Raw genomic sequence first — 25,071 nt, 5'->3', positions numbered from 1 at the left:
TTTCCCGTAATTGTTTGCCCGACTGGGCTGAATGTAGCCCCCAGTATAACAAGCCACACGCTGAGGAAAACCGTCACAGCAGGCGGATTTTGTCCATGACGGCATTTCTTGAGAGAGTTCGCACCCTGGAGTCCCTGTCAAACCGGACTTTCAGGTAATCGCTATCCTCACTGATAACAATACCTTCACCCAAAGTGTCGTGAACGATTCTGGGTAACTTTTTATCATCATTGAATTTGCTGTCGATCACGCCACCCGGGCGTTTCACCTGCCCTACTGGCGCAGAGGCCTCGAACCGTACTTCAAGATCTCCGGCGCCAAGATGCGCCAGATAATGCCCTAACCATTGCGGTTGATAGCCGTCCTGACCGCGGAGTATATAGGCGCTGTCTCCACGAGCGATTGTTTCAAACAGCTCCCGGGAACGTGATACGCCCAACTCCCGTTCGAAGCTACTGGGCATTTCGCGATCTGAACATTCGCGAAGTGGTTTATCCGGAGTATCTGGTGCAAGCAGGTGCAGCTGCTTACGCGCCCTGGTCATACTGACGTAGAGAAGTCTACGTTCACTCGCGATATCCGCCGCCGTCGTGAACTCTCCTTCCGGATGGTACGGGAAATACTGACCGTTCAGCCCCGGAATAATCACAGTATCCCACTCCCGTCCCTTGCTTTTGTGAGCACTGGTCAGGGTGACCCTCTGGTCAGACTGGTTCTTCTGTAACTTTACTTTCTGCAGAAGAGCCCGCCAGTGCTCGGATAATTCGCTCGCGCTGAGATCAGTACTCCGGGCATAACTCATAAACGCACGAATAGTCTCTATCCGGTCGTCGCTCTGTTGTGCGCTGAAGGCATTATCACGAATGCCCTCTTCCAGTTCGGTTTGCTCAGCGTAATCTTTCAATAACCGCCAACCTTTCATGTTAGTCAGCTCAGCCGCAGATATGATCTGTGCACGCACTTCGAGCTGTTGTATCTGCCATTTGCTCAGATCGTCCGGCAAAGCCTCTATCAGGGCCTCGCCGTAGCCGTGAGTCACAGCGGCCATTTTCTGGGCGATACGTTCAAGGAGTGCACGTCTGACTTTAGGGAACGGCGTCGTCAGTATGTGTAACCAGCTTTCCTCACGGCTACGGAGCGAACGCTCGCTGAAACGACCGGAAGCGATTTCCAGAAGCAACCAGAATATCCGTAATTCCCAGGCCTCCAGTACTGATCGACTGTGATCCAGGTGGTAAGGAATATCTTCTTTCAGAAGGCTCAGTTCTAACGCCGCCGACAGAGACCATATACGGTGGATAACAACGATGTCGGCGTTAGCATCCTGCTCAATGGCGTCGCGGATCAACTTTATGCTGAAAGCAGCTTCATTCCGGACCCGGTGCAGTTTCACCCGTGTATCGGGCGTCGTTGAGTGCGATAAACCCGTTACGGCTTCGCGTTCGCGGTTATGGAAAATCAGGTGATTAGCGCAGAAGCTGAGCGCATGGCCGTAGCGGAAGGTATGCGGCAACTGATACGTCGTCGCATCGCCAAACTCCTGCGCAAATCGGCTTACGATAAATTCGGGCTTTGAGCCGCGGAATTCATAAATCGTCTGATCCGGATCACCAATAACAACAACATTGCCTCGCCCACCCCAGAGCATATGCAGAAGCGCCTGTTGAACATCATTAATGTCCTGATACTCATCCACCAGTATCCATTGCATATGACCACCAAAGTGGTCGGCCAGCTCAGGATGCGACCGTAAACACATCACAGGGTCATAGAGCATGTCGGAATAACTGATGCGAGAGTTCGAGCGACGCCAGTCTTCGAAGCGGTAGAAGAGTTCGGTAAAAATCCGACACTCTGGTGGGTAATCGAGTGTTTCCAGAACGTCGGCGGCTGGCAACAACCCTGACTTAACTAAATCAAGAAACGCCATCGCAGGTTCTACCCACTTGCGCCTTTGCGACAGAATATCCTGACGGGTGTCATCGTCGGCTATTTCCTGCAGTAAACGCCAGACAATACTCTCGGTCTCTCCATCAGAAAGTACTTTCCCTTGCCATTGAGGTAAAGCGCCCATGCCGATCAAGCGATCATAAATCTTCAATCCTAACGAGTGGAACGTTCGGATCTGAGGCAGAGGTTGACCACTGACAAGTGACGTCAGACGCTTCTGAAAATCTTCCTGCGCCGCCTTGTTGTACATCAACACCAGCATCCGCCGCGCAGGTACATTCTCTTGCAGGCGAGCCTGAATAAAATGAGTCAGTGTCGATGTTTTTCCAGCGCCCGCCACAGCAAGCACCCGGGCATGCCCCTCTCGATGGGCGACGACGGCTTGTTGTTCACGGGTTAACTGGGAAAGAGACACAGGCAGACAGGCTCAGGATGTAGGATGAAAGAAACCTGAATGGTACGGAGTGACCTGTGTGGATGCAATTCACACAGGCAGCAAACACAGAAAAGCGCTCTGAAACTGATGCCTCAGAGCGCTATTCTTACATCGACACCTAGGATTACGAGGCCGCTTTTGCCGTGGCCATCCCAGACCCAGACACAGACGCAGACTCTGCTTCGTCATCCAGTTCATGCGCTGCCGCTTCCAGCATGGCAAATTCTTCGGCCGCGGTATTAGCAACAAGATTATTACGGCTGTAACCAAAGAAGTAGGCTGCACCGATTACGAACAGCACCACGGTGAAGAAGAACGCACGAGGATCGAACGCATACACACCGGTCAGAGCAATCAGCGCCAGAACCAGCGCAATACCGGAGGTCACGACACCGCCCGGGGTTTTGTATGGGCGTGGCATATCAGGCTGGCGAACACGCAGCAGAATGTGACTCAGGGCCATCAGCGCATAAGACACGGTTGCACCAACTACCGCCATCGCCAGCATCAGATCGCCCTCTCCACTCAGGGATGCCAGAAAGCCCAGAACACCCGGTACGATTAAGGCACGAGATGGCACTTTACGCGCACTGGTCACCGACAATGACTTCGGCAGGTAACCCGCACGAGACAGAGCAAACACCAAACGGCTGTAGCCGTAAATGATTGAGAAGAAGGACGCGATCAGACCCGCCAGACCCAGCACGTTTACCGCCGTAGCCAGGTTCTCGTTACCGGTGACTTTCAGAGCATCCACTAACGGCACTGCGCTGCCGCCCATGGCTTCAGCGCCCGCCGCACCGGCAAGCAGTACTACAACCAGAAGTGCAGTGAACAGCAGGAAGACCATGGCACCGATAATACCTTTAGGGACATCTTTGGCTGGGTTCTTCGCTTCTTCGGCCGCCAGAGGGACGCCTTCTACGGCAAGGAATAACCACATCGCAAACGGCAGTGCCGCCCACACACCGTACCAACCAAATGGCAGGACTTCTGATGCACCGGCTGCCGCTGTCGGAGCAATATCAAACAAGCGGCTGGCGTCGAAATCGCCGATTAACGCTATCGCTGTCGCCAGAATCGCAAACACCGCTAAGGCACTGATCACCATCATGACCTTCAGAGCTTCACCGACACCGGCCAGATGAATACCGATAAACACCAGATAAAAACCTGCGTAAACCAGCGGGCCATTGAACCCGGTGAGTTCTTCAAAAGCCGAACCGATAAATATCACAATCGCCGCCGGAGCCAACGCATATTCAATCAATACAGCGAGGCCGGTTAAATAACCGCCAGCTGGCCCCATCGCCTGACGCGCAAAGGAATAACCACCACCGGCGGCCGGAATCGCCGCCGACATTTCTGCCAGCGATAACACCAGAGTAAAATACATAATCGCCATTAATACGGCAGCGATGGCAAAGCCGCCCCAACCCGCTTCGGCGAGACCGAAGTTCCAACCGGCGAAATCGCCGGAAATCACATACGACACGCCAAGACCTGCGAGCAGAATCCAGCCGGCGGTGCCGCGTTTTAACTGGCGCTGAGCCAGGTACTCCTGATTAACTTTAGGTGCAGACATAATGGTCTCTCCGTTTTCAGATTAAAAAGTGCAGTTTTAAATGCGTTAGGAAATTAAAAAGTTTTTATTGCTGGATACCGTTTCAACAACGTCAACCTGAGTTCGGTCTTTTAAATTGACGCCCGATAACTTCAGGTGTCGGGATTCATCCAACAGATATTGAGTACGACGCGCGGCCTCGCTGTAAGAAAGCCCTGCCGGGCGGATATTTGAAATGCAGTTACGTGCCGCATCGGTCAGGCCGACATGCGGTTTGTAGGTCAGATACAGGCCGAGGCTATCCGGTGAACTCAGCCCCGGACGCTCACCAATTAACACGATCACACAACGGGCATTCAGCAACTCCCCCACTTCATCACCGACAGCAACGCGACCCTGTTCGACGATAGAAATCGGTGCTAACGAGTAGTCGTATAAGTGCGGCAGCAGTGTTTCGAGAAACGGCACCACATTCTGCTGTACTGCCAGCGATGACAGACCATCGACGATCACGATGCCAAGGTCATATTCGCTGCTGACGTCGACATCAGAGCCTGCTCCCCCGGAGATGTCATGCTGTAGCAAAGCACGCGAATGCTCATTCAAGCGACGTCCTAAATCCGGACGCTGCAGGTATTCCATCCGGTCAGACGCACGGCTGTGCAGGCGATGAATATCGCTGACACGGCTACTGATCACGTCAGAGTCCTCAATGGCCGAAATCAGGCCGTCGCAATCCAGCGGAAAATGCACCGCATCGCGGGCACGAGCATGCGATAACTGAAACTCCAGAAGTTCTTTGGTCGGCAGGCTGACACCGGCACGCCCTAAACCGATACGGGCATCGGTAAATTCGCGCAGACGACGCCACGGGTTTTCGACCACAGGATTCTCTACAAAACCGGTTGAATTATTTTTCATCGTCATCCCCTCAATGTTGACCGGATGCAGGCGGGAGTGAATTGAGTGAACGAGCAAACGGCTCCGGTAGCGCATCGTTTAATACAAAGGCATCGCCCATGATCTGCATACGCGCTAACCACTGCGCGAACTCCGGTGCGGGCTGGCTACCCAATACGCGGCGGGCATAAAGTGCATCGTGGAAAGAGGTCGTCTGATAATTCAGCATGATGTCGTCAGAGCCGGGAATGCCCATCACAAACGAACAACCGGCTACACCTAATAAAGTCAGCAGGTTATCCATATCGTTCTGGTCGGCTTCGGCATGGTTGGTGTAACAGACATCGCAACCCATCGGCAGACCAAGCAGTTTTGCGCAGAAGTGATCTTCGAGACCGGCACGAATAATTTCTTTGCCGTCGAACAGATATTCCGGGCCAATAAAACCGACCACGGTATTAATTAACAGTGGATTAAACTTACGCGCGACGGCATAAGCGCGGACTTCGCAGGTCTGCTGATCCAGCCCGTGATGGGCATTGGCCGACAACGAGCTGCCCTGCCCGGTTTCGAAATACATGACGTTATTGCCCACCGTACCGCGCTTTAAACTCAGTGCAGCGTCCTGGGCCTCGGCCAGCGTCGCAATATTGAAACCGAAGGACGAGTTAGTGGCTTCGGTACCACCAATCGACTGAAATACCAGATCCACCGGAGCACCGGCTTCAATGCATTCAATGGTGTTGGTCACATGAGTGAGCACGCACGACTGAGTAGGAATCTCATATTTACTGATGACTTCATCCATCAGCGTCATCAATTTGATGGCTTGCGCAACGTTATCGGTAGCTGGGTTGATACCAATCACGGCATCGCCATTACCGTATAGCAAACCATCGAGAATACTGGCGGCGATGCCGTTCACATCATCCGTCGGGTGATTCGGCTGCAGGCGTGTCGATAGATGCCCCGGTAAGCCAATGGTGTTACGGAATGCGGTTTTTACGTGGCACTTTTTCGCGACCAGAATCAGATCCTGATTGCGCATGATCTTAGATACCGCCGCTGCCATCTCGGGCGTAATACCAGCGCGAACACCGGTTAGAACGTCAGGTGTGGCCATATCGCTCAACAGCCAATTACGGAAGTCGCCAACCGTCAGATGTGAAATGGCCGAAAACGCCTGCGCATCATGCTCGTCGATGATCAGACGAGTCACTTCATCGTCTTCGTACGGCACCAATGCTTCATTAAGAAACGTTTTCAGCGGCACATCGGCCAGCACCATCTGTGCAATCACCCGTTCTTCGGCGGAGCGTGCAATCACACCGGCAAGGCGGTCGCCGCTTCTGGCTGGTGTGGCTTTCGCCATAACCTCTGCCAGGTTTTCAAAGTGCCAGGTCTGTTGACCGGCGGTATAGCTGTATTTCATAAAATTCCTTCACATCCTGAAACGGTTTCCGTAAACAGGAACACTTGTTGCTGTGTCTTACGAAGGAGTAGAGCGATAGATATTCCAGCGGCCTATCGAATTTTGGCAAAGTTTTTCAGAACCGCTGAAAAGCTGATGCCATGGGCCTCGCAGCTGGTTAGGATGACTGCAGTCCGATATATATCCCGGAAGAAACCTAAAAAAGTAAGGTGAGAATCCGGGTCAGGAGCAGAAAATGCACCAAGACCAGACAATCAATGCACCGACTCAGAGCATCGAACCCCTGCACTCAACAAATACCAGTGAAGCGTGTGATGCAGATCTTCACGCCCGCAACCTCACCAACTGGCAGCAGGAATATGACCAGCTCTCTGGCGGCCACTTCTACGGGCGGATCGATGAAATTACCTTAGAAGGTATGCAGGTCTTTAAAGAACACACCAGCCAGGCACTGCGTCAACAATGCAATGTCTGGCCTGATGCCATCTGGTTAGGTATTTCTGCCGAGCCCGCCGACTGCCGTATTAACGGCCTTGAGGTCGATAACAACCAGATTATGTGTCGCCCCGGTGCCTGCGATTTTGAACTGGTGACGCCAGATGACTTCGACATTTATGGCTTAGTCATTCGCACCGATGCTTTACTGGCGGCGGCAGAGAATGACGAACTGAATCTTCAGGGATTATCACTGCACGAACACCCGCGCCTCGCGATACCTGAACAGGACCTGGCTCAGGTGAGACACCTACTGAGTAAGCTGGTTAGTCCAGAAACACCCGATCTGCACCAACGTCTGCAGCGTGATCTTATTCTGCGTACCCTGTTAGACCTGCTGAAAAAAGAAACACCGGCAAAACGCCCGGCCACCAGCTACGCCCACCGCAAAGCCGTGGTCGATAAAGTGAAAGCCTGGATGGACATGAATCAGGATGCACCGCTCACCATCACTGAACTCTGTGAACTGACACACACCAGCCGCCGCACCCTGCAGTACAGCTTTGAAAGTATTCTGGGAATCAGCCCGCTGAAATTCTTAAAAACCGCACGTTTAAATCAGGTACGGCGCTCGCTGTTGGCATCTGAGAACAATGAGCGACCTATTGCTTCGATCGCTGCTGATTGGGGCTTCTGGCACCCAGGACAATTTGGGCAGGACTATAAAAAGCTGTTTGGGGAAATGCCGTCGGAGACAGTGTCGAGGGTGGAGCTGGTTACAGGCTAAGCCAAATATTTCAGACAGATGCTTTCCAGAATTATTTCAACCAACGCATCCGACGTTTCCCGCTCAATATCACTGATTACATGGCACGTAAAACAGGTCGCCCCGGGACACGACCCGAGAAAGTCTTCATTCAATTGCCGGGGCTAGGTTTTACTCGCCGGCCATTTCATCAGCAATATTTCACGGCGCCGCACGCATGCTGGTCTCAACAACTCTGAAAAGCCTCAAACACAAGCCCACCATTCACAAAAAAGCCCCGTTTCCGGGGCTTTCGATTTCTTACTTCAGCATCTCTACAGAACTTACGCCTGCTGCGCTGCAACCTGACCATGTTCCGTCAGGGCTTTGATACCACTGATCCGGTTGGCTTCGGCGGCCAGTACTTTTTCTTCGTCGCTGGCGTATTTCTCATCCCACTCCAGCACTTTAGGTGTCATCAGGTGGTGCCACAGCGGTGGGCACAAGGCAACAACGATGGTGGTCAGGTAGCCGTTGATCATAGTCGGTGCTTCTGGGTATGGGCGCAGGTCCTGGTATGGCACTTCACCGTGTGCGTGGTGGTGAGAGTGACGGGTCAGGTTGAACATGGTCCATGAAGAGAAGCGCTTGTTGGTGTTCCATGAGTGACGTGGCTGCACTGGCAGTTCTGGGTTGCGCACCATGCCGTAGTGTTCCATGTAGTTTACGATTTCCAGCAGCGCTTTACCGAACAAGCCCGCACCGATAAACATCAGCATGGTTTCTACGCCACCCGCCAGGTAAGCCAGCGCAACGATGATGGCGCTCATGCCGTAGCCACGCAGTACCGAGTTACGAATCGACAGTGGGTTATGCCCCATTTTACGCAGGCGCTCGGCTTCGAGTTTAAGTGCGCTGATGTTGCCCTTAATGGTCGATGCCAGTACGTGGAAATAGACGTTGCGGCCACGCGGTGCAGTGGCAGGATCTTTAGTCGTACTCACGTAACGGTGGTGACCGTAAACATGTTCAACGGCGAAGGCGACATCGAAGCTGAAAGCCAGCAACCAGCGACCAATAAACATTGAGGTCGGGTCCCAGGTACGATGCGTCAGTTCATGGCCGGTAATGGTGCCCACCATACCAATCATCAGGCCGGTCATAAGCAGAGCGCACAGATCTGACACCCAAGTGCCCTCGGCTTTAGCTGCCAGAACATCGTAACCGGTCAGGCTGGTGAGCATTTCTCCCAGACCGAACAGATCACCGGCACTCACCTGCCAGAAATAGGCAAAGACAATCAACGAAAGGAGAGGCAATGCTAACCAGAGCTGCGCAGTCAAAATACCCGGGTGTTTAAAGTCAGGAGTCGTTGTGTCATCCCCCAACACAGCGTCCAGTACGATATAGCCGCCGAAGATGGCGATCAGACCATAAATAATCCAGTCGGCGCCGAGGAACATTGCCGCTGCGGCAAGCAGACCAATGGCGTGAAAAAGAAAGTATTTGAGGTAATGGAACATAGGATTCTCCTTCCGTTATGCTCTTTTATGTTAGATTTAAATTCTGTCTTATCCGGCTTTTTGGGTATGCGAACGGTCGGTAAACCGGTCGCAATAAATTCCGTTTTCGCTCATGCCTAATTTCTTCAGGCAGCTTTCTGCAGCGTCCAGCATGGGCGGCGGGCCGCACATGTAGGTTTGGGTAATGTCGGTTAATTCAGGAATAACATCCGTGACCAGACCGCGACGCCCTTCCCAACTGCTGCCCTCTGGCTCTTCAGACAACACAGGAATAAAGCGGAAGCGGCCCGACCAGTTGCGGGAAATACGGGATATTTCTTCAAGCGCACACAGGTCTTTCTCGGTGCGCGCGCCAAACAGGAAGGTCACATCACGGTCGATTTTGTGGTTCATGGCGTCTTCGAGAATGGCAAGCACTGGCGCGATTCCGCTGCCGCCGGCGATCATTAACATCTCTCCGCCACGTTTATCACCTGAGTCCTGACGCAGATAAAAATCGCCGTAAGGGCCATCTACCGTGACTTTGTCACCAACGACTGCATGGTGATTCGCCCAACCAGACATTTCGCCGCCCGGCACTTCGCGGATAAAGAATGTCACGTGATTGCCCTGTGGTGGTGTCGCGAATGAATAACTACGAGGGCCAGACGAGATTGAAGGCGTTGAAAACAGAGCGTACTGGCCGGGCACGTAGGTGGTCTCTTCTGGCAAAGTCACAGTGACACGGACCATGTCGACGGTGAGCTTTTCAATCGCCGTAATCTCCCCTTCCTGCACGTTTGCCACAGACGTGCCATCAGACAGACCATCAACAAAAACAGTAACGTCAGACTTCAACTGCGACTGGCAACCAAGAATGTATTTATTATCTAGATCTTCAGAGCTGAGAATAAAAGCGGATGAGGTTAACTCTTTAACCTGACCGTCCTGAAGCTTGCACTTACAGGTTGCGCACCCACCGACTTTGCAGCTATACGGAAAGCGAACACCCTGACGTAACGCGGCGGTCAGAATGGTCTCTTTCGGGTTTACCGTGAACTCCCCAACGCCTTCGATAGTTAAGGTATGTGGTTTCGCAGATTTGAACAGCCCAAACATTGCTCTGATTTCTCATTGTTAGATTGTCCGACAATACTACAATGTGAAATTGCGAGGGGAAGGTTATAAACGGCCATAAAGAAACGTAAAGACTCAAAAACTCTGTTTAATGATCAACCTATAACCCCACGTAAAGTTGGGTTAAGTAGATACAACTTGAGGAATCATGGGGGGTAGAAGGAGAGTGAGAATAGGCCAGAGGCATTACTATGGCGTACAAGCAATTGTGCGCTTACTTGATCTGAATCAAGCAAGCGCACTCGCACTGTAAAAAGGGGGATCAAAAGAGAGCTGAGATAATCCGCCAGGACCTCAGGACATACCGTTAGGAAAATCTTCCAGACCTGCAGTCAACGATGAACGCTGAGGCAACAATGCTTCGGTATAGATCTTCAGTTGTTCAACCGCGTAGTGCGCACGCCGCTCAAGGTAGTCATCTGATTCACGGCCCTTACCCTGCCAGAGTTCAGACGCATCACGAAGAATCAGATGCTCTGGTAACCAGAGTAAACGTGAGTTTTTGTAGCCACTACCGCGAAGTTCAGCGACAACAAAGGCGCCTCCTACAGAGCCAGAGACCGCAACCAGTAACGCGGGTTTATGCGCAAACTGCGGGTGGTTGCACCAGAGAAACAGGTTCTTCAACCCGGCAGGCGCCATGCCGTGCCACTCAGGCACCACAAACACCAACCCATCAGCCTGAGTAATTTTGTCCTGCACTTCTCTGACCTGATCATTCGCCTCACGCTCGCCATTCCACAATGGAAGGTCCGCCTTGAAGAGATCAACCACGTCAGCGCCACCTTCAAAGAAGCGCGTGTTCAGTTCTTGTGCCAGACGCAGGCTTTGTGCGCCATCACGATGGCTAGCACTGATAATTGCGTAATTTGCCATAGTTACTCCTTATAGCTAATCCGTAAATTTGCTTTTTATGTCTGTGCACAAAAAAGCAGAAAAGTTCGCTTAAGCCGCGTACGAAGGGCGCTCTTTCATGGCCGCGTACCAACGCTGGATATTGGGGTACTCATCGCCAACACGGACTTTAACAATTCGGGCAAAATCGATCGCACAGACTGCGGTAATATCGGCAATAGAAAACTGGCTGCCCGCTATCCAATCGTTATTTTCAAGCTGTGCTTCCAAAACGGGTAATGCCTTGAGGAAGTTTTTCGCGCTTTCTTTACCGAACTCTTCCACCGGTGTCATGCGATCCTTAAAAAAGCCGGTGATGTGTTGGAAAGCAAACATTGCAGGGTACAGAACCATAGACTCCATTCTGTGTTCCCACATATCGATGATGGCCCGCTCTTTTGGCGTCTTACCAAAGAGGCTGCCCTCGTCAGATATTTCATCAAGATAACGGCAGATCGCCGGTGTTTCTGACAGGCACAAGCCGTCGTCCAGCTCCAGAACCGGCACTTTAGCGAATGGGTTCTTCGCACAGAACTCCACTTTAAGGTTGTCACCAGCGCCGAGATCTAGTTCTTCACGGTCATAAGCGATGCCTTTTTCGGCGAGTACCATACGAACACGACGTGGATTTGGGGCGTGCGGGTTATCATAAAGTTTCATGGAGCAAAGGCCTCTGTCGGCATGAGTAAAGTCTCAAGCTAACCAGAGGCTAAGGTGCGGTCAAGGTTGATAACTTATTGTTGCCCTGAGATAGCTAATGCGGTGGCCACCGCTGCCGTGCGATTCTCAACACCCAACTTACGGAATACAGGCTCAAGATGCTTATTCACCGTTCTGGGGCTCATCTCCAGTATTTGCGCAATTTCCTGATTGGTTTTGCCCCGACTGAGCCAGAACAGTACCTGCGTCTCACGATCGGTAAGATCAAACGCTGCCTGCAGGGCCTTACGCGCAGCAACCTCTTCATTCAATACGAAGCGCATCAGGTACTCTCCCGGTAACGGGCGACCCAGATATCGGACACTGACTTCGGCCTGATCGGACGTTAATCGCAGCATGGCATTTCTCTCTGGCGAGCGGGTCAACCATGCAGGTAAATCCTGGCTTAATACCGGTTGCCAGCTTGCCAGTTCAGCCCCTGTGCTTCCCAGCAGTTCTTCGGCGACTCGCGTTGCCCAGAGCAAGGTTCCGTTGACATCACAGGCAAACGCCGGCTGTCCCATTTCTTCAAGGGCACGACGGGCGCTCTTGGTTTTCATTGCCGTAGACAGGTGCACCTGCACACGTGCCAGCATTTCATCGAGGTTGACCGGCTTGGTCAGGTAGTCGACACCGCCAGCCTCAAGCCCTTTTAATACATCACTGCTGTCGCTCAGGCCTGTCAGAAATATGACCGGCACGTCTTCACTATCAGGTGAGGCTTTCAACGCACGACAGGTCTCAAACCCATCCATGCGCGGCATCACACCATCCATCAGAATCAGATCGGGCGTCATTAATCGGGCGATATTTAATGCCTGCTCACCATCCATTGCGACTAATACGGTATACCCTGCGCCGGCTAAAGCCTCATTCATAAAGGCCAGAGATTCGGGTGTATCGTCAACGATCAGAATCGTCCCTGAGTTTCCAGTCGCGGTACCCGGTTTAGACGAGCCTGTTTCAGGACTCATGGTGTTTCACTCCCAATACTGGACTCACCAGTATTATCTTGTGACTTCGGAGATTGAGCATCCAGGCGCTCGGAGCACATGGCATGAACGTCAGCAAAACGGAACGATGTTATGCAACGCTTAAGTTCTCTGATGAAATCAGGATCAAGCTGTTCCTGCTCACAGACATCAATCAGGCTTTCCAGCCCGGCCACATAACCCAGTTGCGAAAATGACATAAATTCACGTAATCGTGCGTCGCTGACGGGAGCGACGCCCCCCTGTTCTGCCACCGCCTGAGCGCTGCCTTCATAAACCCAGCTGAGATCCAGTTGGCGCGCAATTTTATCGAGTAACACCTGATCCTTCATGGGTTTAATCAGATAGTCATCGTTTAAACGAAGGCCGGGTTCAGAAAGTGCGCCGTTACCTTCTGCTGATACCCGATCTTCCGCATCCGCTGACACCATAATAACAGGTGCAGAAAAACCATCGCTACGGAGCTTCTGTAACAAGGTCCAGCCGTTGCGCCCCGGCATGGAAATATCCAGCAATAACAGGTCAATACGCGCTTCGCTCAGTACAGCTTCGCACTCATCGGCGTCCGAAGCTTCGAGAACGGTAAAACCCAGTGGCGATAAGGTTTCACTGATAAGTCCGCGATGCGATGGTTCATCATCGACAGTGAGTACGACTCTTCTATCGCCTTCATATCCTATGATTTTCTGAGCCGGAGCCACAGGTTTGTCCGTCAGGTGAGCTTTTCTCTCAATACTGGAAAGCATCATAGTCAGACGAAAAGTACTGCCCGAACCCGGAGCACTTTTCAGTGTGATTTCACCGCCCATAATATCAGCCAGCAGCTGGCTGATCGTCAGTCCCAGACCCGTGCCCGGCTGTTGTGGATGTCCGGGTTTACGAATACGTTCAAATGGCTGGAATATCTTTTTATGCTCTTCAGCACTGATCCCCGGGCCAGTGTCTTTCACTGTGAACTCAGCAACCTGACTGCGATATTTTACGCTCAGGGTAACACCGCCAGACTCTGTATATTTCACGGCATTCGATAACAGATTAGTAAGAATCTGGCGCAGGTGTTTTTCGTCGGTGCGTACCATATCTGGTAAGTAGGCTGGTGCATCGTAGGTAAACGTAATTCCCTTAGCCACCGACTGCAGACGAAACATTTCGGCCAGGTCATTCAGCAAGCGCTTCAGGTTGACCTCATCACGGCGGATCTCAAGTCGCCCGGCCTCAATACGGGAAAGATCCAGCAGGCCTTCAATCAGGTCGGCAAGATACTCGCCGCTGCTACGGATCAGATTAACCTGACGCTGCTGCTTCTCACTGAGGCCATCACTTCTTTCGAGTAATTGTGCGTACCCCAGTACTGAATTCAATGGGCTACGTAGCTCATGACTGATGCCCCCCAGATAGCGACTTTTTGCCTGATTAGCGGCTTCTGCCAGCTCTTTCGCCTGCTGCAGCGCACGGTCTGTTTCTTCGTGAGCGGTAATTTCCTGCGACAGCAGATCCGTTTGTTTTGTGGCTTCGTCGAGAGCCAGTTCCCGACTCTCATTAGCGAGTACAAATAACCAGATGAGAACACCGACAATAATCATCAACAACACATACACCTGCAACAGACTACTGCCGAGCAAAGCTTGCATACTGTTATCAGACGGCGCCTGCATATATACCAACCAGAACAACAGCCCCACAATGCCGCCAATAATGGTCAACAGACCTGAGAACTGAAGAATACGAGGATTAAGACGATGCACTAAGCGGTCTGGAAGTATGGTCGTCAGCGTCGCGGCAATCTGATCACTGAAGCGTGCGTTGTCTTTGCACTGATCATGACAACGAGATTCAAGAGTGCAGCACAAGGAGCATATATGTCCGTTGTAGGCTGGGCAAACGGCAATGTCTTCGCGGTCAAATTCGTTCTCGCAGACAATACAGGTTAGCTGCTCGGTCGCTGGCGACAGTGGAATAATCTCACGTGCAAGATAGTACTTGCCTCCGGTAATCAGAGCGATAAACGGTGCCAGAAAGAACGCAGTAAATAGCGAAATAAACGAAGACATCGCCTGTGCCGTCTCTCCCCAGATACCGGTGAACGACAGTATCCCGCACAAAGACGCGAGCACCATCGCGCCAAAGCCCACAGGATTAATGTCGTAGAGATACGCCCGCTTAAACTCAATATGCTTAGGGCTCAGGCCTAACGGTTTATTAATCACCAGGTCAGCAACGAGCGCACCGACCCAAGCCACAGCGACATTCGAATAAATACCCAGAATATGTTCGAGTGATTCGTACACACCCAGTGCCATGACCAGAATAGCGATCATAACGTTGAAGAATAACCAGACCACACGACCTGGGTGACTGTGAGTCAGGCGCGAAAAGAAATTCGACCAGGCGATTGAGCCCGCATAGGCATTGGTCACGTTAATTTTCACCTGACAGAGCACCACGAAAATACCCGTCAGAGCCATCACCGCCAGCGGTGAATCGGTCAGATAGCTGAACGCAACAGCGTACATGTGGGTCGGGTCACCCGCCTCGTCATAACCAAGCCCATGACTGAGTGCCAGCACGACCAGAAACGATCCGGCCATGATTTTAATGGCCCCCATCAGAATCCAGCCCGGCCCGCCAATGATCAAGGCCGTCCACCAGCGTAGTCGCTGACCCGGTTTCGGCTCTGGTAAAAAACGCAGGAAGTCGACCTGCTCACCTATTTGGGCAATCAATGAAAAGATGACGGCGGATGCAGCACCAAAATAGATCAGACTGACGCCGCTGCCCTGTGACGGTGCAACCGGTGATTCAAAGTTCATCCAGTCGCTGATGGCCTGAGTTTCCTGCCACAGAATAAACACGAACGGCGTCAGCTGCAGCAGAAACCACAGCGGTTGCGTCCATAACTGAAAACGGGAAATCAGGGTAATCCCGTGAGTCACCAGCGGAATCACAATCAAAGCACTGATCAGATAGCCCAGCCATAAGGGTACAGAAAAGAGAATATCCATGGCCGACGCCATGATAGCGGCCTCGAGCGCCATGAAGATAAAGGTAAACGACGCGTAGATCAGCGAGGTGACGGTCGAGCCGATATAGCCGAACCCGGCTCCCCGACTGAGCAGATCAATGTCGACCCCATAGCGCGCAGCGTAATAGCTGATGGGAATCGCCGTCAGAAAGATGATCGCAGAGACCACCATGGTCGCCAAAAGCGCAGCATGAACGCCATAGACCAGTGTGATGGCAGCCCCGATGGCCTCCAGCGCCAGAAACGAGATGGCGCCCAGTGCGGTATTGGATACCCGCGCTGATGACCAGCGGCGAGCGTTCTTACCCGTAAACCGAAGTGCAAAGTCTTCGAGTGTCTGGTTGGCAACCCAGCGATTGTAGTTACGACGGGTAGTCAGTAGTTGAGGGTTTGCCATCCGGTCTCCAGGAAGTCTGCTGTCGCGTCCATAAATCTTCTATCGCGTTTGTAAAATCTGTTATCGCATCCTGGCGACTTATATTAATCATATCCCGTGCCAACTCGTATGCGTCAAATGACGTACCCCGGTGGAGCGTTCAACGAATGTTCTGACACTGTCTCTACAGGCAATCTGAAAAGGTCACAGCAACCACAAACTACCTAAGTGAGGCCTGACTATGCGACTACCATCCTTTGAAAACACAGCGCTTGCACGGCGCGGTTTTCTGAAAAACTTACTCGCAATACCCGCCGCCCTGATGCTTGCACATACAAGCGTTCCAGCGTTGGCAGACGAAGCGAACACCACCGGTCTGGCAGTAACGGACGATACCGTTAAAGTCGGTATTCTGCACTCTGTTACTGGCACCATGGCGATCAGTGAAACCGGTTCAGTACAGGCAGAGAAGCTTGCGATTGAACAGATCAACGCCATGGGCGGTGTGCTTGGCCGCAAGATTGAATACATTCAGGAAGACGGCGCCAGCGACTGGCCGACCTTTGCTGAGAAATCCAAGAAGCTCCTGGTTCAGGATAAAGTCGCGGCCGTCTTCGGTTGCTGGACTTCAGCCTCACGTAAAGCTGCTCTTCCAGTTTTTGAGCAGTATAACGGCATGCTCTACTACCCAACCTTCTACGAAGGTCTGGAACAGTCACCTAACGTGATCTACACCGGTCAGGAAGCGACTCAGCAGATTCTTGAAGGTCTGGACTGGGCGGCTCGTGAAAAAGGTGCGAAGAAATTCTACCTGCTGGGTTCTGACTACATCTGGCCACGTACGTCCAACAAAATTGCCCGCAAGCACATCGAAAACGTACTGGGTTCAAAAGTGGTGGGTGAAGAGTACTACCCACTGGGTCACACTCAGTTCAACTCTGTGATCAACAAAATCAAGCTGAAAAAGCCTGACGTTGTATTCATCTCAGTGGTGGGCGGTTCCAACGTTGCCTTCTATAAGCAGCTGAAAGCGGCCGGTATCGACATGGGCAAAGAGAAGCCGCTGTTCCTGACCATCTCAGTCACCGAGGATGAAATCCTTGGTATTGGCGGTGAGAACATTGAAGGCATTTACGCTTCAATGAAGTACTTCCAGTCTCTGCCTAACGAAAACAATCAGGCGTTTGTAAAAGCGTTCAAAGAACGCTGGGGTGACGACATCGTGATCGGTGACGTAACTCAGGCAGCTTACCTTGGCCCATGGTTGTGGAAAGCAGCGGTCGAAAAAGCCGGTTCTTTTGACATCGATAAAGTTCGTGAAGCCTCTCCTGGTATCGAGCTGACAACAGCGCCAGAAGGTTACGTCCGTGTTCATAAAAACCACCACCTCTGGTCGAAAACCCGCATCGGTCTGGCTGAACCAGATGGCCAGTACAAAGTGGTTTATGAAAGTGATGACCTGATCGAGCCTGATCCATTCCCTGAGGGTTACCAGTAAAACCCCACGCAATACCAAGGTTAATTAACTGACCTTTCCTTCCGGAAGCGGCCCGCACCATTCACCGGGCCGCAACCGGGCTTCTGATCCACCGGGGAGAAACATCATGTTTGCCGAATATTCTGCATCCGAGCTTACCTCCATTTTTGCTATGCAAGGGTTTGCCGGACTTATCCTGTTTTCTGTTTTTGTTCTGATGGCACTCGGCCTGGCGATTATTTTCGGCCAGATGGGTGTGATCAATATGGCACACGGCGAATTTATGATTCTCGGTGCTTACGTTACCTACATAATTTCAAATCTGTTTGCTGACTACCTGCCAGTGATTTACGACAGTTATTTCTTTGTCGCCATGATTGTTGCCTTTTTCGTGACGGCGGCTCTCGGGGCCTTTGTGGAATGGGCGATGATCCGTCATCTGTACCGTCGCCCACTTGATACCCTACTCGCCACCTGGGGTCTCAGCCTGATTCTTCAGCAGCTCTACCGCAGTGTGTTTGGTGCACGCGAAGTGGGTGTCACTCTGCCTGACTGGCTCATGGGATCGTACCCGGTAACCGATCTTGTTGAGGTTCCCGTCAACGGCCTCTTTGTTATGGGCCTGACGATTGTTATTACCGTCGGCGTTGCATTAATGATGCAGAAATCCCGCTTGGGTAAACAAACCCGTGCCGTTGTACAGAACCGTCCGATGGCTGCGGCTGTTGGGATTAATACCGAGAAAGTTGACCGCATGACATTTGCACTCGGCTGCGGCATTGCAGGTATCGCCGGTTCTGCCTTCACCATGATCGGTTCTACCGGTCCGACGTCTGGTCAGCTGTATATCGTTGATACCTTCCTTGTTGTTGTGTTCGGTGGTGCATCCAGCCTTCTGGGTACCGTCGCCTCGGCCTTCACCATCTCTCAGGCCCAGTCAACGATGGAGTTTTTCCTCAGCGGCTCAATGGCCAAAGTACTCACCCTGCTGTTTGTGGTCGGCATTCTGATGCTTCGTCCTCAGGGTCTGTTCACTCTCAAAGTACGTCACTGAGCAGGAGTCTAATTGATGAATAAATTTGCCGATTTTATTGCCCGCAATCAGTACAGCCACATGATCATTCTTGCAGTTCTACTGCTGGTGATCCTGCCGCTGTCGATGGATATCTTCCGCCTTAACCTGGTGGGTAAATATCTCACTTACGCCTTCGTTGCCCTCGGTCTGGTTCTTTGCTGGGGCTACGGTGGCATTCTCAGCCTCGGTCAGGGGGTATTCTTTGGCCTGGGCGGTTACTGCATGGCGATGTTCCTGAAACTGGAAGCCTCGTCACCTGAAAATACAGCGATTCAGTCTACTCCCGGCATTCCGGACTTTATGGACTGGAACCAGCTCACCGAACTGCCATGGTTCTGGGAACCCTTCCACAGCTTTGGCTTTACTCTGTTCGCTGTTATTGCTGTGCCCGCGGTCTTCGCTTTTATCATTGCTGTTGCCATGTTCAAGCGTCGTGTCGGTGGTGTGTACTTCGCCATTATTACGCAGGCGGTTGCGGCCATCCTGACCATCCTGATTATCGGTCAGCAAGGTTACACCGGCGGTGTGAACGGTATTACTGACCTGCGCACACTGCATGGTTGGGATATCCGCACTGACGAAGCGAAATACATCCTCTACTACATCAACGCGCTGCTGCTGTTTATCTGCCTGTTCGTTGCCGCTTTTGTGATTAAAAGCAAACTTGGTCGCTTATTGGTCGCGATGCGTGAAAGTGAAGAGCGTGTGCGTTTCTCTGGCTACGATGTTTCTGGCTTCAAGATCTTTATCTTCTGCCTCGCCGCTGCGATTTCAGCGATTGGCGGTGCCATGTTCACCCTGCAGGTTGGCTTTATGTCACCGACCTTCGTCGGCATCGTGCCTTCGATTGAAATGGTGATCTTCTGCGCACTGGGTGGTCGCCTGTCAATCCTGGGCGCGGTGTACGGCACCCTGTTGGTTAACTGGGCGAAAACCAGCTTCTCTGAATCCTTCCCTGAACTCTGGTTGTTTGCCATGGGTGCATTGTTCATCGGCGTAGTAATGGCCTTCCCGAATGGCCTGGCCGGTATTTACCAGCGGTATATCGAACCTCTGCTGCTGAAACTGAGCAAAAAGGACGATTCACCTTCGGCACCTACTCCTGCAGCGAAAGATGCTTCATCCGACAAAGCAGATAACAACGAAGAGACACTGACTTCTGAGGAGCGCAAACATGCTTGAGTCAACGAAATCCATTCCGGCAAAAGACTTTGTCTTGAGCGTAGAAGGTCTGACTGTGTCCTTCGATGGTTTTAAAGCAGTGAACGATTTATCGCTGTACGTCGAAGAACAGGAAATCCGCGTCATTATCGGCCCTAACGGGGCCGGTAAGACGACGGTACTGGATCTCATCTGCGGCCGTACCAAGGCCACTGAAGGTTCGATTAAATTTAAGGGTAAAGAATTAACCAAGCTGAACGAACACCAGATTGTTCACGCAGGCGTTGGTCGGAAATTCCAGAACCCATCCATTTATGAAGACCTGACGGTATTCGAAAACCTTGAACTGTCGTTCCCGCGTGGACGCAACGTCTGGGGTGCCCTCTTCTTCCGTCGCGATAAAGAGGTCGTCGACAAAGTAAAAGAAATCGCTGACATGATTTTCCTTGGCGACAAACTCGATACCTCAGCGGATCTGCTGTCACACGGTCAGAAGCAATGGCTGGAAATTGGCATGCTGCTGATTCAGGACCCTGAACTCCTGATGCTGGATGAGCCGGTTGCTGGTATGTCGGTCTCTGAACGTAAACAAACCGCAGACCTGCTACACCGAATTACTAAAGACCGCTCAGTACTTGTGATTGAACACGATATGCAATTCGTTGCCGACATCGCCGACCGGGTGACTGTGCTTCACCAGGGCAAGGTTTTATCTGAAGGCTCAATGGATCGGGTGCAGTCTGACCCGAAAGTCGTTGAAGTTTATCTCGGTCACTAAGGAGGCCTGCCATGCTGCAATTAAACGATTACTCAGTGGCCTACGGCCAGAGCACCATCATTGATGGTATGAACCTGACCCTTAAAGAGAACGAAATCATTGCCATCCTCGGTCGTAATGGCATGGGCAAAACCACATTGATGAAATCCCTGATTGGCATGATTCCAAGTAAGGGAGGCACGGTTAAATTAGCCGACAAAGAACTGTCGCCATTAAAGAGTCACGAGCGCGTCAGTGCTGGTCTGGCCTTCGTGCCGCAGGGCCGGATGATTTTCTCCACCATGACCGTAGAAGAAAACATCGAAACCGGACTGACCAGCACCGGTGAACGTCACATTCCATCCGATCTCTACAGCATCTTCCCGGTGCTGGATGAAATGAAACATCGTCGGGGTGGAAATCTGTCGGGCGGTCAACAGCAACAGCTAGCCATAGCGCGTGCGTTAGCGAGTAACCCTGATGTCCTTATTCTGGATGAACCCACCGAGGGTATTCAGCCCAGCATTATCAAAGATATGGCCAAAACGCTGAAAGAGATACGCACTCAGCGTGGCTTATCGATTCTGGTTTCCGAACAGGTGCTCAGTTTTGCACTGGATGTCGCTGACCGGATTCTGGTGATTGAAAAAGGAAAAATTGTACTGGACGTACCGGTCGAAGAAGCCGACCAGGAAACCATTTCAAAATACCTTTCTGTTTAAGCGGAGAACATTATGCGTCACGGTGATATTTCCAGTAGCCCAGATACCGTTGGTGTTGCAGTCGTTAATTATAAAATGCCACGTCTTCACAGCAAAGCTGAAGTCCTCGACAACGCGCGCAAAATAGCCGACATGATCAAGGGCATGAAAGTCGGACTACCAGGCATGGATCTGGTGGTATTCCCAGAGTATTCAACAATGGGAATCATGTACGACGAAGAGGAAATGTACGCCACTGCTGCCACTATCCCGGGTGATGAAACGGACATCTTCGCAGCTGCATGCAAAGAGGCCGATACCTGGGGAATTTTTTCACTAACGGGCGAACAGCACGAAGAACACCCGAATAAAGCGCCCTACAACACGTTAGTCCTGATCAATAACGAAGGCGAAATCGTTCAGAAATATCGTAAGTGCATTCCGTGGTGCCCGATTGAAGGCTGGTATCCGGGCGACCGCACTTATGTGAGTGAAGGTCCGAAAGGATTAAAAATCAGCCTGATTATCTGTGACGACGGAAACTATCCGGAAATCTGGCGCGACTGTGCCATGAAAGGCGCCGAACTGATTGTTCGTTGTCAGGGTTATATGTACCCAGCCAAAGAACAGCAGATCATGATGGCGAAGACCATGGCGTGGGCCAACAACTGCTACGTGGCCGTCGCCAATGCGACGGGCTTCGATGGTGTGTATTCGTATTTTGGTCACTCTGCACTCATCGGTTTTGACGGCCGCACACTCGGCGAATGTGGTGAAGAAGACATGGGAGTCCAGTATGCCCAATTGTCAGTCTCACAGATTCGCGATGCCCGCAAAAATGATCAGTCGCAGAACCATTTATTCAAACTTCTGCACCGAGGTTACAGCGGCGTACACGCGTCCGGCGACGGTGATAAAGGCATCGCAGACTGTCCATTTGAGTTCTACCGTACCTGGGTGACCGACGCAGAAAAAGCGCAGGCCGATGTTGAAGCCATGACCCGTACAACGGTCGGCGTTGCCGACTGTCCGGTGGGGAATTTACCGGTCGAAGAACGTCCAATGGAGGCTGGCGAGTAATCGCCTGATAACCGATGGTCTTCGTCACTGATCGCATTCGTTCACAGGCACAATCACAAAGCCAACCTTTGTTGTCACGCTTTGCCTTTCAGCCAGCTGAAGTGTCAGCGCACCTGAAAGCCTGCATCCGGAGTCAGGATGCTGTGATTGATCGGCTTGAATCACAACTGAACGTGATCAGTGCCGGACTTAACGACCGTCGGCGTCCACTGCTCTCAGCGCTATTTATCGGGGCGACCGGCGTTGGTAAAACCGAAATGGTGCGGCAGGTCGCGCAAGCGATTCACGGTCGCAGCGATGCTTTCTGTCGTATCGATATGAATACCCTCGCACAAAGCCACTACAGCGCAGCCATCACAGGTGCGCCGCCAGGCTATGTGGGCAGCAAAGAAAACCTCAGCTTACTTAACGAAGAACTGATCAGTGGCACAAGCTCGCGCCCGGGCATTGTCCTGTTCGATGAAATAGAAAAAGCAGACCACTCGGTGGTACTGAGTCTGATGAACATCCTCGACAACGGCACCCTGAAGCTGGCGTCGGGACAGAAGTCGATCAGTTTCACCAATACGCTGGTGTTTATGACGAGCAATGTCGGCAGCCGCTTCGCGGAGTCATTACGCTGGCTGGACTCCGTTCCCGGCGTTAACCGCAGTGGTCTTTATAAGCGCGCACTGGAACGCCATTTTAATACGGAATTTATCAACCGCATTGGCATTGTTGAGTATTTCTCAGCACTGACCACAGACGATATGCCAGACCTGGTGGAAGGTCTTGAAAAGTCACTGAACGCTCAACTTAAACGCCATAACACCAGTATCGAACTGGAGCCTGCTGTTCGTGATTTTATTGTGACGACGTCGGGATTTCGTAAGTACGGCGCGCGTGCCATTGAGCGACGCTTTCGTGATCTTGTGGTGACCGAAGTTGCGCGCTATCTGACCTCGCACTACGAAGACATAAATATACACCTGCAGGGGGTTCTGTCAGATCGACGGATCTCACTGCTTCCGGTTTCCCTTGCGGAAACACACTCTGAATTCCCTTCCGAACCGGAATTTACCCCGAAAAGCCCTAAGGCTACCTAAGGAGAAAACCATGACTGATACCATCATTAAAATTGATCTCAGTAAATCCGCTTATGACAATGACCAGGTTCACAACCGCTGGCATCCGGACATTCCGATGGTAGCAACCGTAAAACCCGGTGATGACTTCATTGTTGAATGTTATGACTGGACCGGTGGTCAGATTGAAAATAACGACGACGCTTCCGACGTGCGTGACGTCGACCTGAGCCAGGTTCACTTTTTATCCGGCCCAATTAAAGTCGAGGGCGCAGAGCCAGGCGACCTGTTAGAAGTTGATATCCTCGACATCGGTGCCTTTCCTGATAGCCAGTGGGGCTTTAATGGCTTCTTCTCGAAAAAGAACGGCGGTGGCTTCCTGACTGACCGCTTCCCGGAAGCACAGAAATCCATCTGGGACTTCAACGGTATGATGACCAGCTCGCGTCACGTTCCAGGCGTTGAATTTGCCGGTATTCTCCACCCTGGTCTGATCGGCTGCCTGCCAGACAAGAAAATGCTGGATATGTGGAATACTCGTGAGAAAGCGTTAGTTGACACCGACCCTGAGCGCGTTCCAGAGCTGGCAACACTGCCTTATGCAGAGACCGCTCACATGGGTCGCTTATCGGGCGATGAAAAAGCCAAAGCCGCAGCAGAAGGCGCCCGTACTGTTCCTCCGCGTGAGCACGGTGGTAACTGTGATATTAAAGACCTGACTCGCGGTTCTAAAGTCTACTTCCCTGTCTATGTTGATGGCGCGGGCCTGTCTGTGGGTGACCTTCACTTCTCACAAGGTGATGGCGAAATTACGTTCTGTGGTGCCATTGAAATGGCCGGTTGGATTCACATGCGCGTTAATATCATCAAGGATGGTATGGCGAAATATCAGGTTAAAAATCCAATTTTCAAACCAAGTAAAATGGTACCGAAATACGACGATTACCTGATTTTTGAAGGTATTTCTGTTGATGAGGATGGTAAACAGCATTACCTGGATACCAGCATTGCCTATCGCCAGGCCTGTCATAACGCCATTAACTATCTGACCCAATTCGGTTACAGCGAAGCACAGGGTTACGCCATTATTGGTTGTGCGCCGGTACAGGGCCACATCAGTGGTGTGGTTGATATTCCGAACTCCTGTGCGACGCTTTGGTTACCAACGGATATCTTCGAGTTCGACGTGCAGCCGAATTCCGAAGGACCTAAGAAACACCTCGATGGCAGCATCGACATTCCAAAAGCACCAGATCTTTAATAAGGGGATTTAACTATGCCACTCTATGATTATAAATGCCCTGAGCACGGTGTATTCCAGGAACTGGCTTCGATGGAGCACCATGATAAACCCGCGTTCTGCCCGCAATGCCAGACTATGTCTGCGCGGGTGATTGTGTTGCCACCTGAAATTGCCAGCATGATCAAAGAGCGGCGGGAAGCCATGGAAGCGAACGAAAAAGCAAGTCACTCGCCGGACGTAATGACCGCCGGTGAATTCCATGCGCGCGAGAAGGAAAAGCAGGAGCGCCATGCCCACAAGCATGGTAGCAACTGTGGTTGTAACGCGAAAAAACGTCGGAGTAATCTGATGTATACCGCGGAAGGCAACAAGATGTTCCCCTCGATGCGGCCATGGATGATCAGTCACTGACAGCTCACTGCAGCTCCT

General features: G+C 51.8%; 20 protein-coding genes. 10 read left to right on the top strand and 10 right to left on the bottom strand.

What is annotated here, in order from left to right; translation table 11 throughout:
• Window positions 1–73: 73 nt before the first annotated feature.
• From B2R29_RS08405 to B2R29_RS08390, 4 genes are all read right to left on the bottom strand, one after another.
• Window positions 74–2,365 carry an ATP-dependent helicase gene (locus B2R29_RS08405; protein ID WP_301180636.1) on the bottom strand — a complete coding sequence of 764 codons (2,292 nt, stop codon included), beginning with the start codon at window positions 2,363–2,365 and terminating at the stop codon, window positions 74–76.
• Between the two features lie 145 nt (window positions 2,366–2,510).
• Window positions 2,511–3,971, bottom strand: coding sequence for an ethanolamine permease (gene eat / locus B2R29_RS08400; protein WP_301180635.1), 1,461 nt, complete (start codon window positions 3,969–3,971; stop codon window positions 2,511–2,513).
• Between the two features lie 45 nt (window positions 3,972–4,016).
• Window positions 4,017–4,871, bottom strand: a complete 855-nt coding sequence (gene eutC, locus B2R29_RS08395) for an ethanolamine ammonia-lyase subunit EutC (RefSeq protein WP_414716606.1) — start codon at window positions 4,869–4,871, stop codon at window positions 4,017–4,019.
• 10 nt (window positions 4,872–4,881) lie between these two features.
• A complete protein-coding gene (locus B2R29_RS08390) occupies window positions 4,882–6,282 on the bottom strand; it encodes an ethanolamine ammonia-lyase subunit EutB (RefSeq protein WP_301180634.1) in 1,401 nt (466 codons plus the stop codon).
• A 235-nt stretch (window positions 6,283–6,517) separates the two neighbouring features.
• Between B2R29_RS08390 and B2R29_RS08385 the strand changes: the two genes are divergently transcribed.
• Window positions 6,518–7,504: a helix-turn-helix domain-containing protein gene (locus tag B2R29_RS08385; protein WP_301180633.1), complete on the top strand. Its 987-nt coding sequence runs from the start codon at window positions 6,518–6,520 to the stop codon at window positions 7,502–7,504.
• A gap of 302 nt (window positions 7,505–7,806) precedes the next feature.
• On the opposite strand, the gene B2R29_RS08380 is transcribed toward B2R29_RS08385, so the two are convergent.
• The 6 genes from B2R29_RS08380 to B2R29_RS08355 all read right to left on the bottom strand — a co-directional run bounded on the left by B2R29_RS08380 (window position 7,807) and on the right by B2R29_RS08355 (window position 16,105).
• Entirely contained in the window at window positions 7,807–8,985 is a 1,179-nt protein-coding gene (locus tag B2R29_RS08380; RefSeq protein WP_301180632.1) for an alkane 1-monooxygenase, read from the bottom strand.
• A gap of 48 nt (window positions 8,986–9,033) precedes the next feature.
• Entirely contained in the window at window positions 9,034–10,083 is a 1,050-nt protein-coding gene (locus B2R29_RS08375; RefSeq protein ID WP_301180631.1) for an NADH:ubiquinone reductase (Na(+)-transporting) subunit F, read from the bottom strand.
• Window positions 10,084–10,395: 312 nt separating this feature from the next.
• Entirely contained in the window at window positions 10,396–10,977 is a 582-nt protein-coding gene (locus B2R29_RS08370) for an NADPH-dependent FMN reductase (protein WP_301180630.1), read from the bottom strand.
• A gap of 69 nt (window positions 10,978–11,046) precedes the next feature.
• Window positions 11,047–11,655 (bottom strand): glutathione S-transferase family protein, encoded by a 609-nt coding sequence (locus B2R29_RS08365; protein ID WP_301180629.1) that lies wholly within the window; start codon window positions 11,653–11,655, stop codon window positions 11,047–11,049.
• Between the two features lie 74 nt (window positions 11,656–11,729).
• The gene (locus B2R29_RS08360) at window positions 11,730–12,668 is read right to left on the bottom strand and encodes a response regulator transcription factor (RefSeq protein ID WP_301180628.1); all 939 of its coding nucleotides are present in this window, start codon (window positions 12,666–12,668) and stop codon (window positions 11,730–11,732) included.
• The gene (locus tag B2R29_RS08355) at window positions 12,665–16,105 is read right to left on the bottom strand and encodes an ATP-binding protein (RefSeq protein ID WP_301180627.1); all 3,441 of its coding nucleotides are present in this window, start codon (window positions 16,103–16,105) and stop codon (window positions 12,665–12,667) included. Before B2R29_RS08355 ends, B2R29_RS08360 begins: the two co-directional genes overlap by 4 nt.
• A gap of 220 nt (window positions 16,106–16,325) precedes the next feature.
• On the opposite strand from B2R29_RS08355, the gene urtA reads away from it, so the two are divergent.
• The 9 genes from urtA (at window position 16,326) to B2R29_RS08310 (ending at window position 25,053) form a co-directional block, all read left to right on the top strand.
• Window positions 16,326–17,582 carry an urea ABC transporter substrate-binding protein gene (urtA, locus tag B2R29_RS08350; RefSeq protein ID WP_301180626.1) on the top strand — a complete coding sequence of 419 codons (1,257 nt, stop codon included), beginning with the start codon at window positions 16,326–16,328 and terminating at the stop codon, window positions 17,580–17,582.
• A 106-nt stretch (window positions 17,583–17,688) separates the two neighbouring features.
• Window positions 17,689–18,615 carry an urea ABC transporter permease subunit UrtB gene (gene urtB / locus B2R29_RS08345; protein ID WP_301180625.1) on the top strand — a complete coding sequence of 309 codons (927 nt, stop codon included), beginning with the start codon at window positions 17,689–17,691 and terminating at the stop codon, window positions 18,613–18,615.
• Between the two features lie 15 nt (window positions 18,616–18,630).
• Window positions 18,631–19,818 (top strand): urea ABC transporter permease subunit UrtC, encoded by a 1,188-nt coding sequence (gene urtC, locus B2R29_RS08340; protein ID WP_301180624.1) that lies wholly within the window; start codon window positions 18,631–18,633, stop codon window positions 19,816–19,818.
• A complete protein-coding gene (urtD, locus tag B2R29_RS08335; RefSeq protein ID WP_076515078.1) occupies window positions 19,811–20,575 on the top strand; it encodes an urea ABC transporter ATP-binding protein UrtD in 765 nt (254 codons plus the stop codon). Before urtC ends, urtD begins: the two co-directional genes overlap by 8 nt.
• A gap of 11 nt (window positions 20,576–20,586) precedes the next feature.
• Window positions 20,587–21,276: an urea ABC transporter ATP-binding subunit UrtE gene (gene urtE / locus B2R29_RS08330; protein ID WP_076515079.1), complete on the top strand. Its 690-nt coding sequence runs from the start codon at window positions 20,587–20,589 to the stop codon at window positions 21,274–21,276.
• A gap of 12 nt (window positions 21,277–21,288) precedes the next feature.
• Window positions 21,289–22,335 (top strand): aliphatic amidase, encoded by a 1,047-nt coding sequence (locus B2R29_RS08325; protein ID WP_068436054.1) that lies wholly within the window; start codon window positions 21,289–21,291, stop codon window positions 22,333–22,335.
• A gap of 14 nt (window positions 22,336–22,349) precedes the next feature.
• A complete protein-coding gene (locus tag B2R29_RS08320; protein WP_301180623.1) occupies window positions 22,350–23,420 on the top strand; it encodes an AAA family ATPase in 1,071 nt (356 codons plus the stop codon).
• Between the two features lie 10 nt (window positions 23,421–23,430).
• A complete protein-coding gene (gene fmdA / locus B2R29_RS08315; protein ID WP_301180622.1) occupies window positions 23,431–24,660 on the top strand; it encodes a formamidase in 1,230 nt (409 codons plus the stop codon).
• A gap of 15 nt (window positions 24,661–24,675) precedes the next feature.
• On the top strand, window positions 24,676–25,053 hold the full coding sequence (locus B2R29_RS08310; RefSeq protein WP_301180621.1) for a zinc ribbon domain-containing protein: 378 nt from the start codon (window positions 24,676–24,678) through the stop codon (window positions 25,051–25,053).
• Window positions 25,054–25,071: the final 18 nt, after the last annotated feature.

It is taken from the genome of Thalassolituus sp. UBA3500, assembly GCF_002377545.1.
In the GTDB taxonomy this organism is placed as follows: domain Bacteria; phylum Pseudomonadota; class Gammaproteobacteria; order Pseudomonadales; family Oceanobacteraceae; genus Thalassolituus.
Note: the sequence above shows the minus strand (reverse complement) of the source record. Positions and strands in the feature narration are given on the sequence as shown.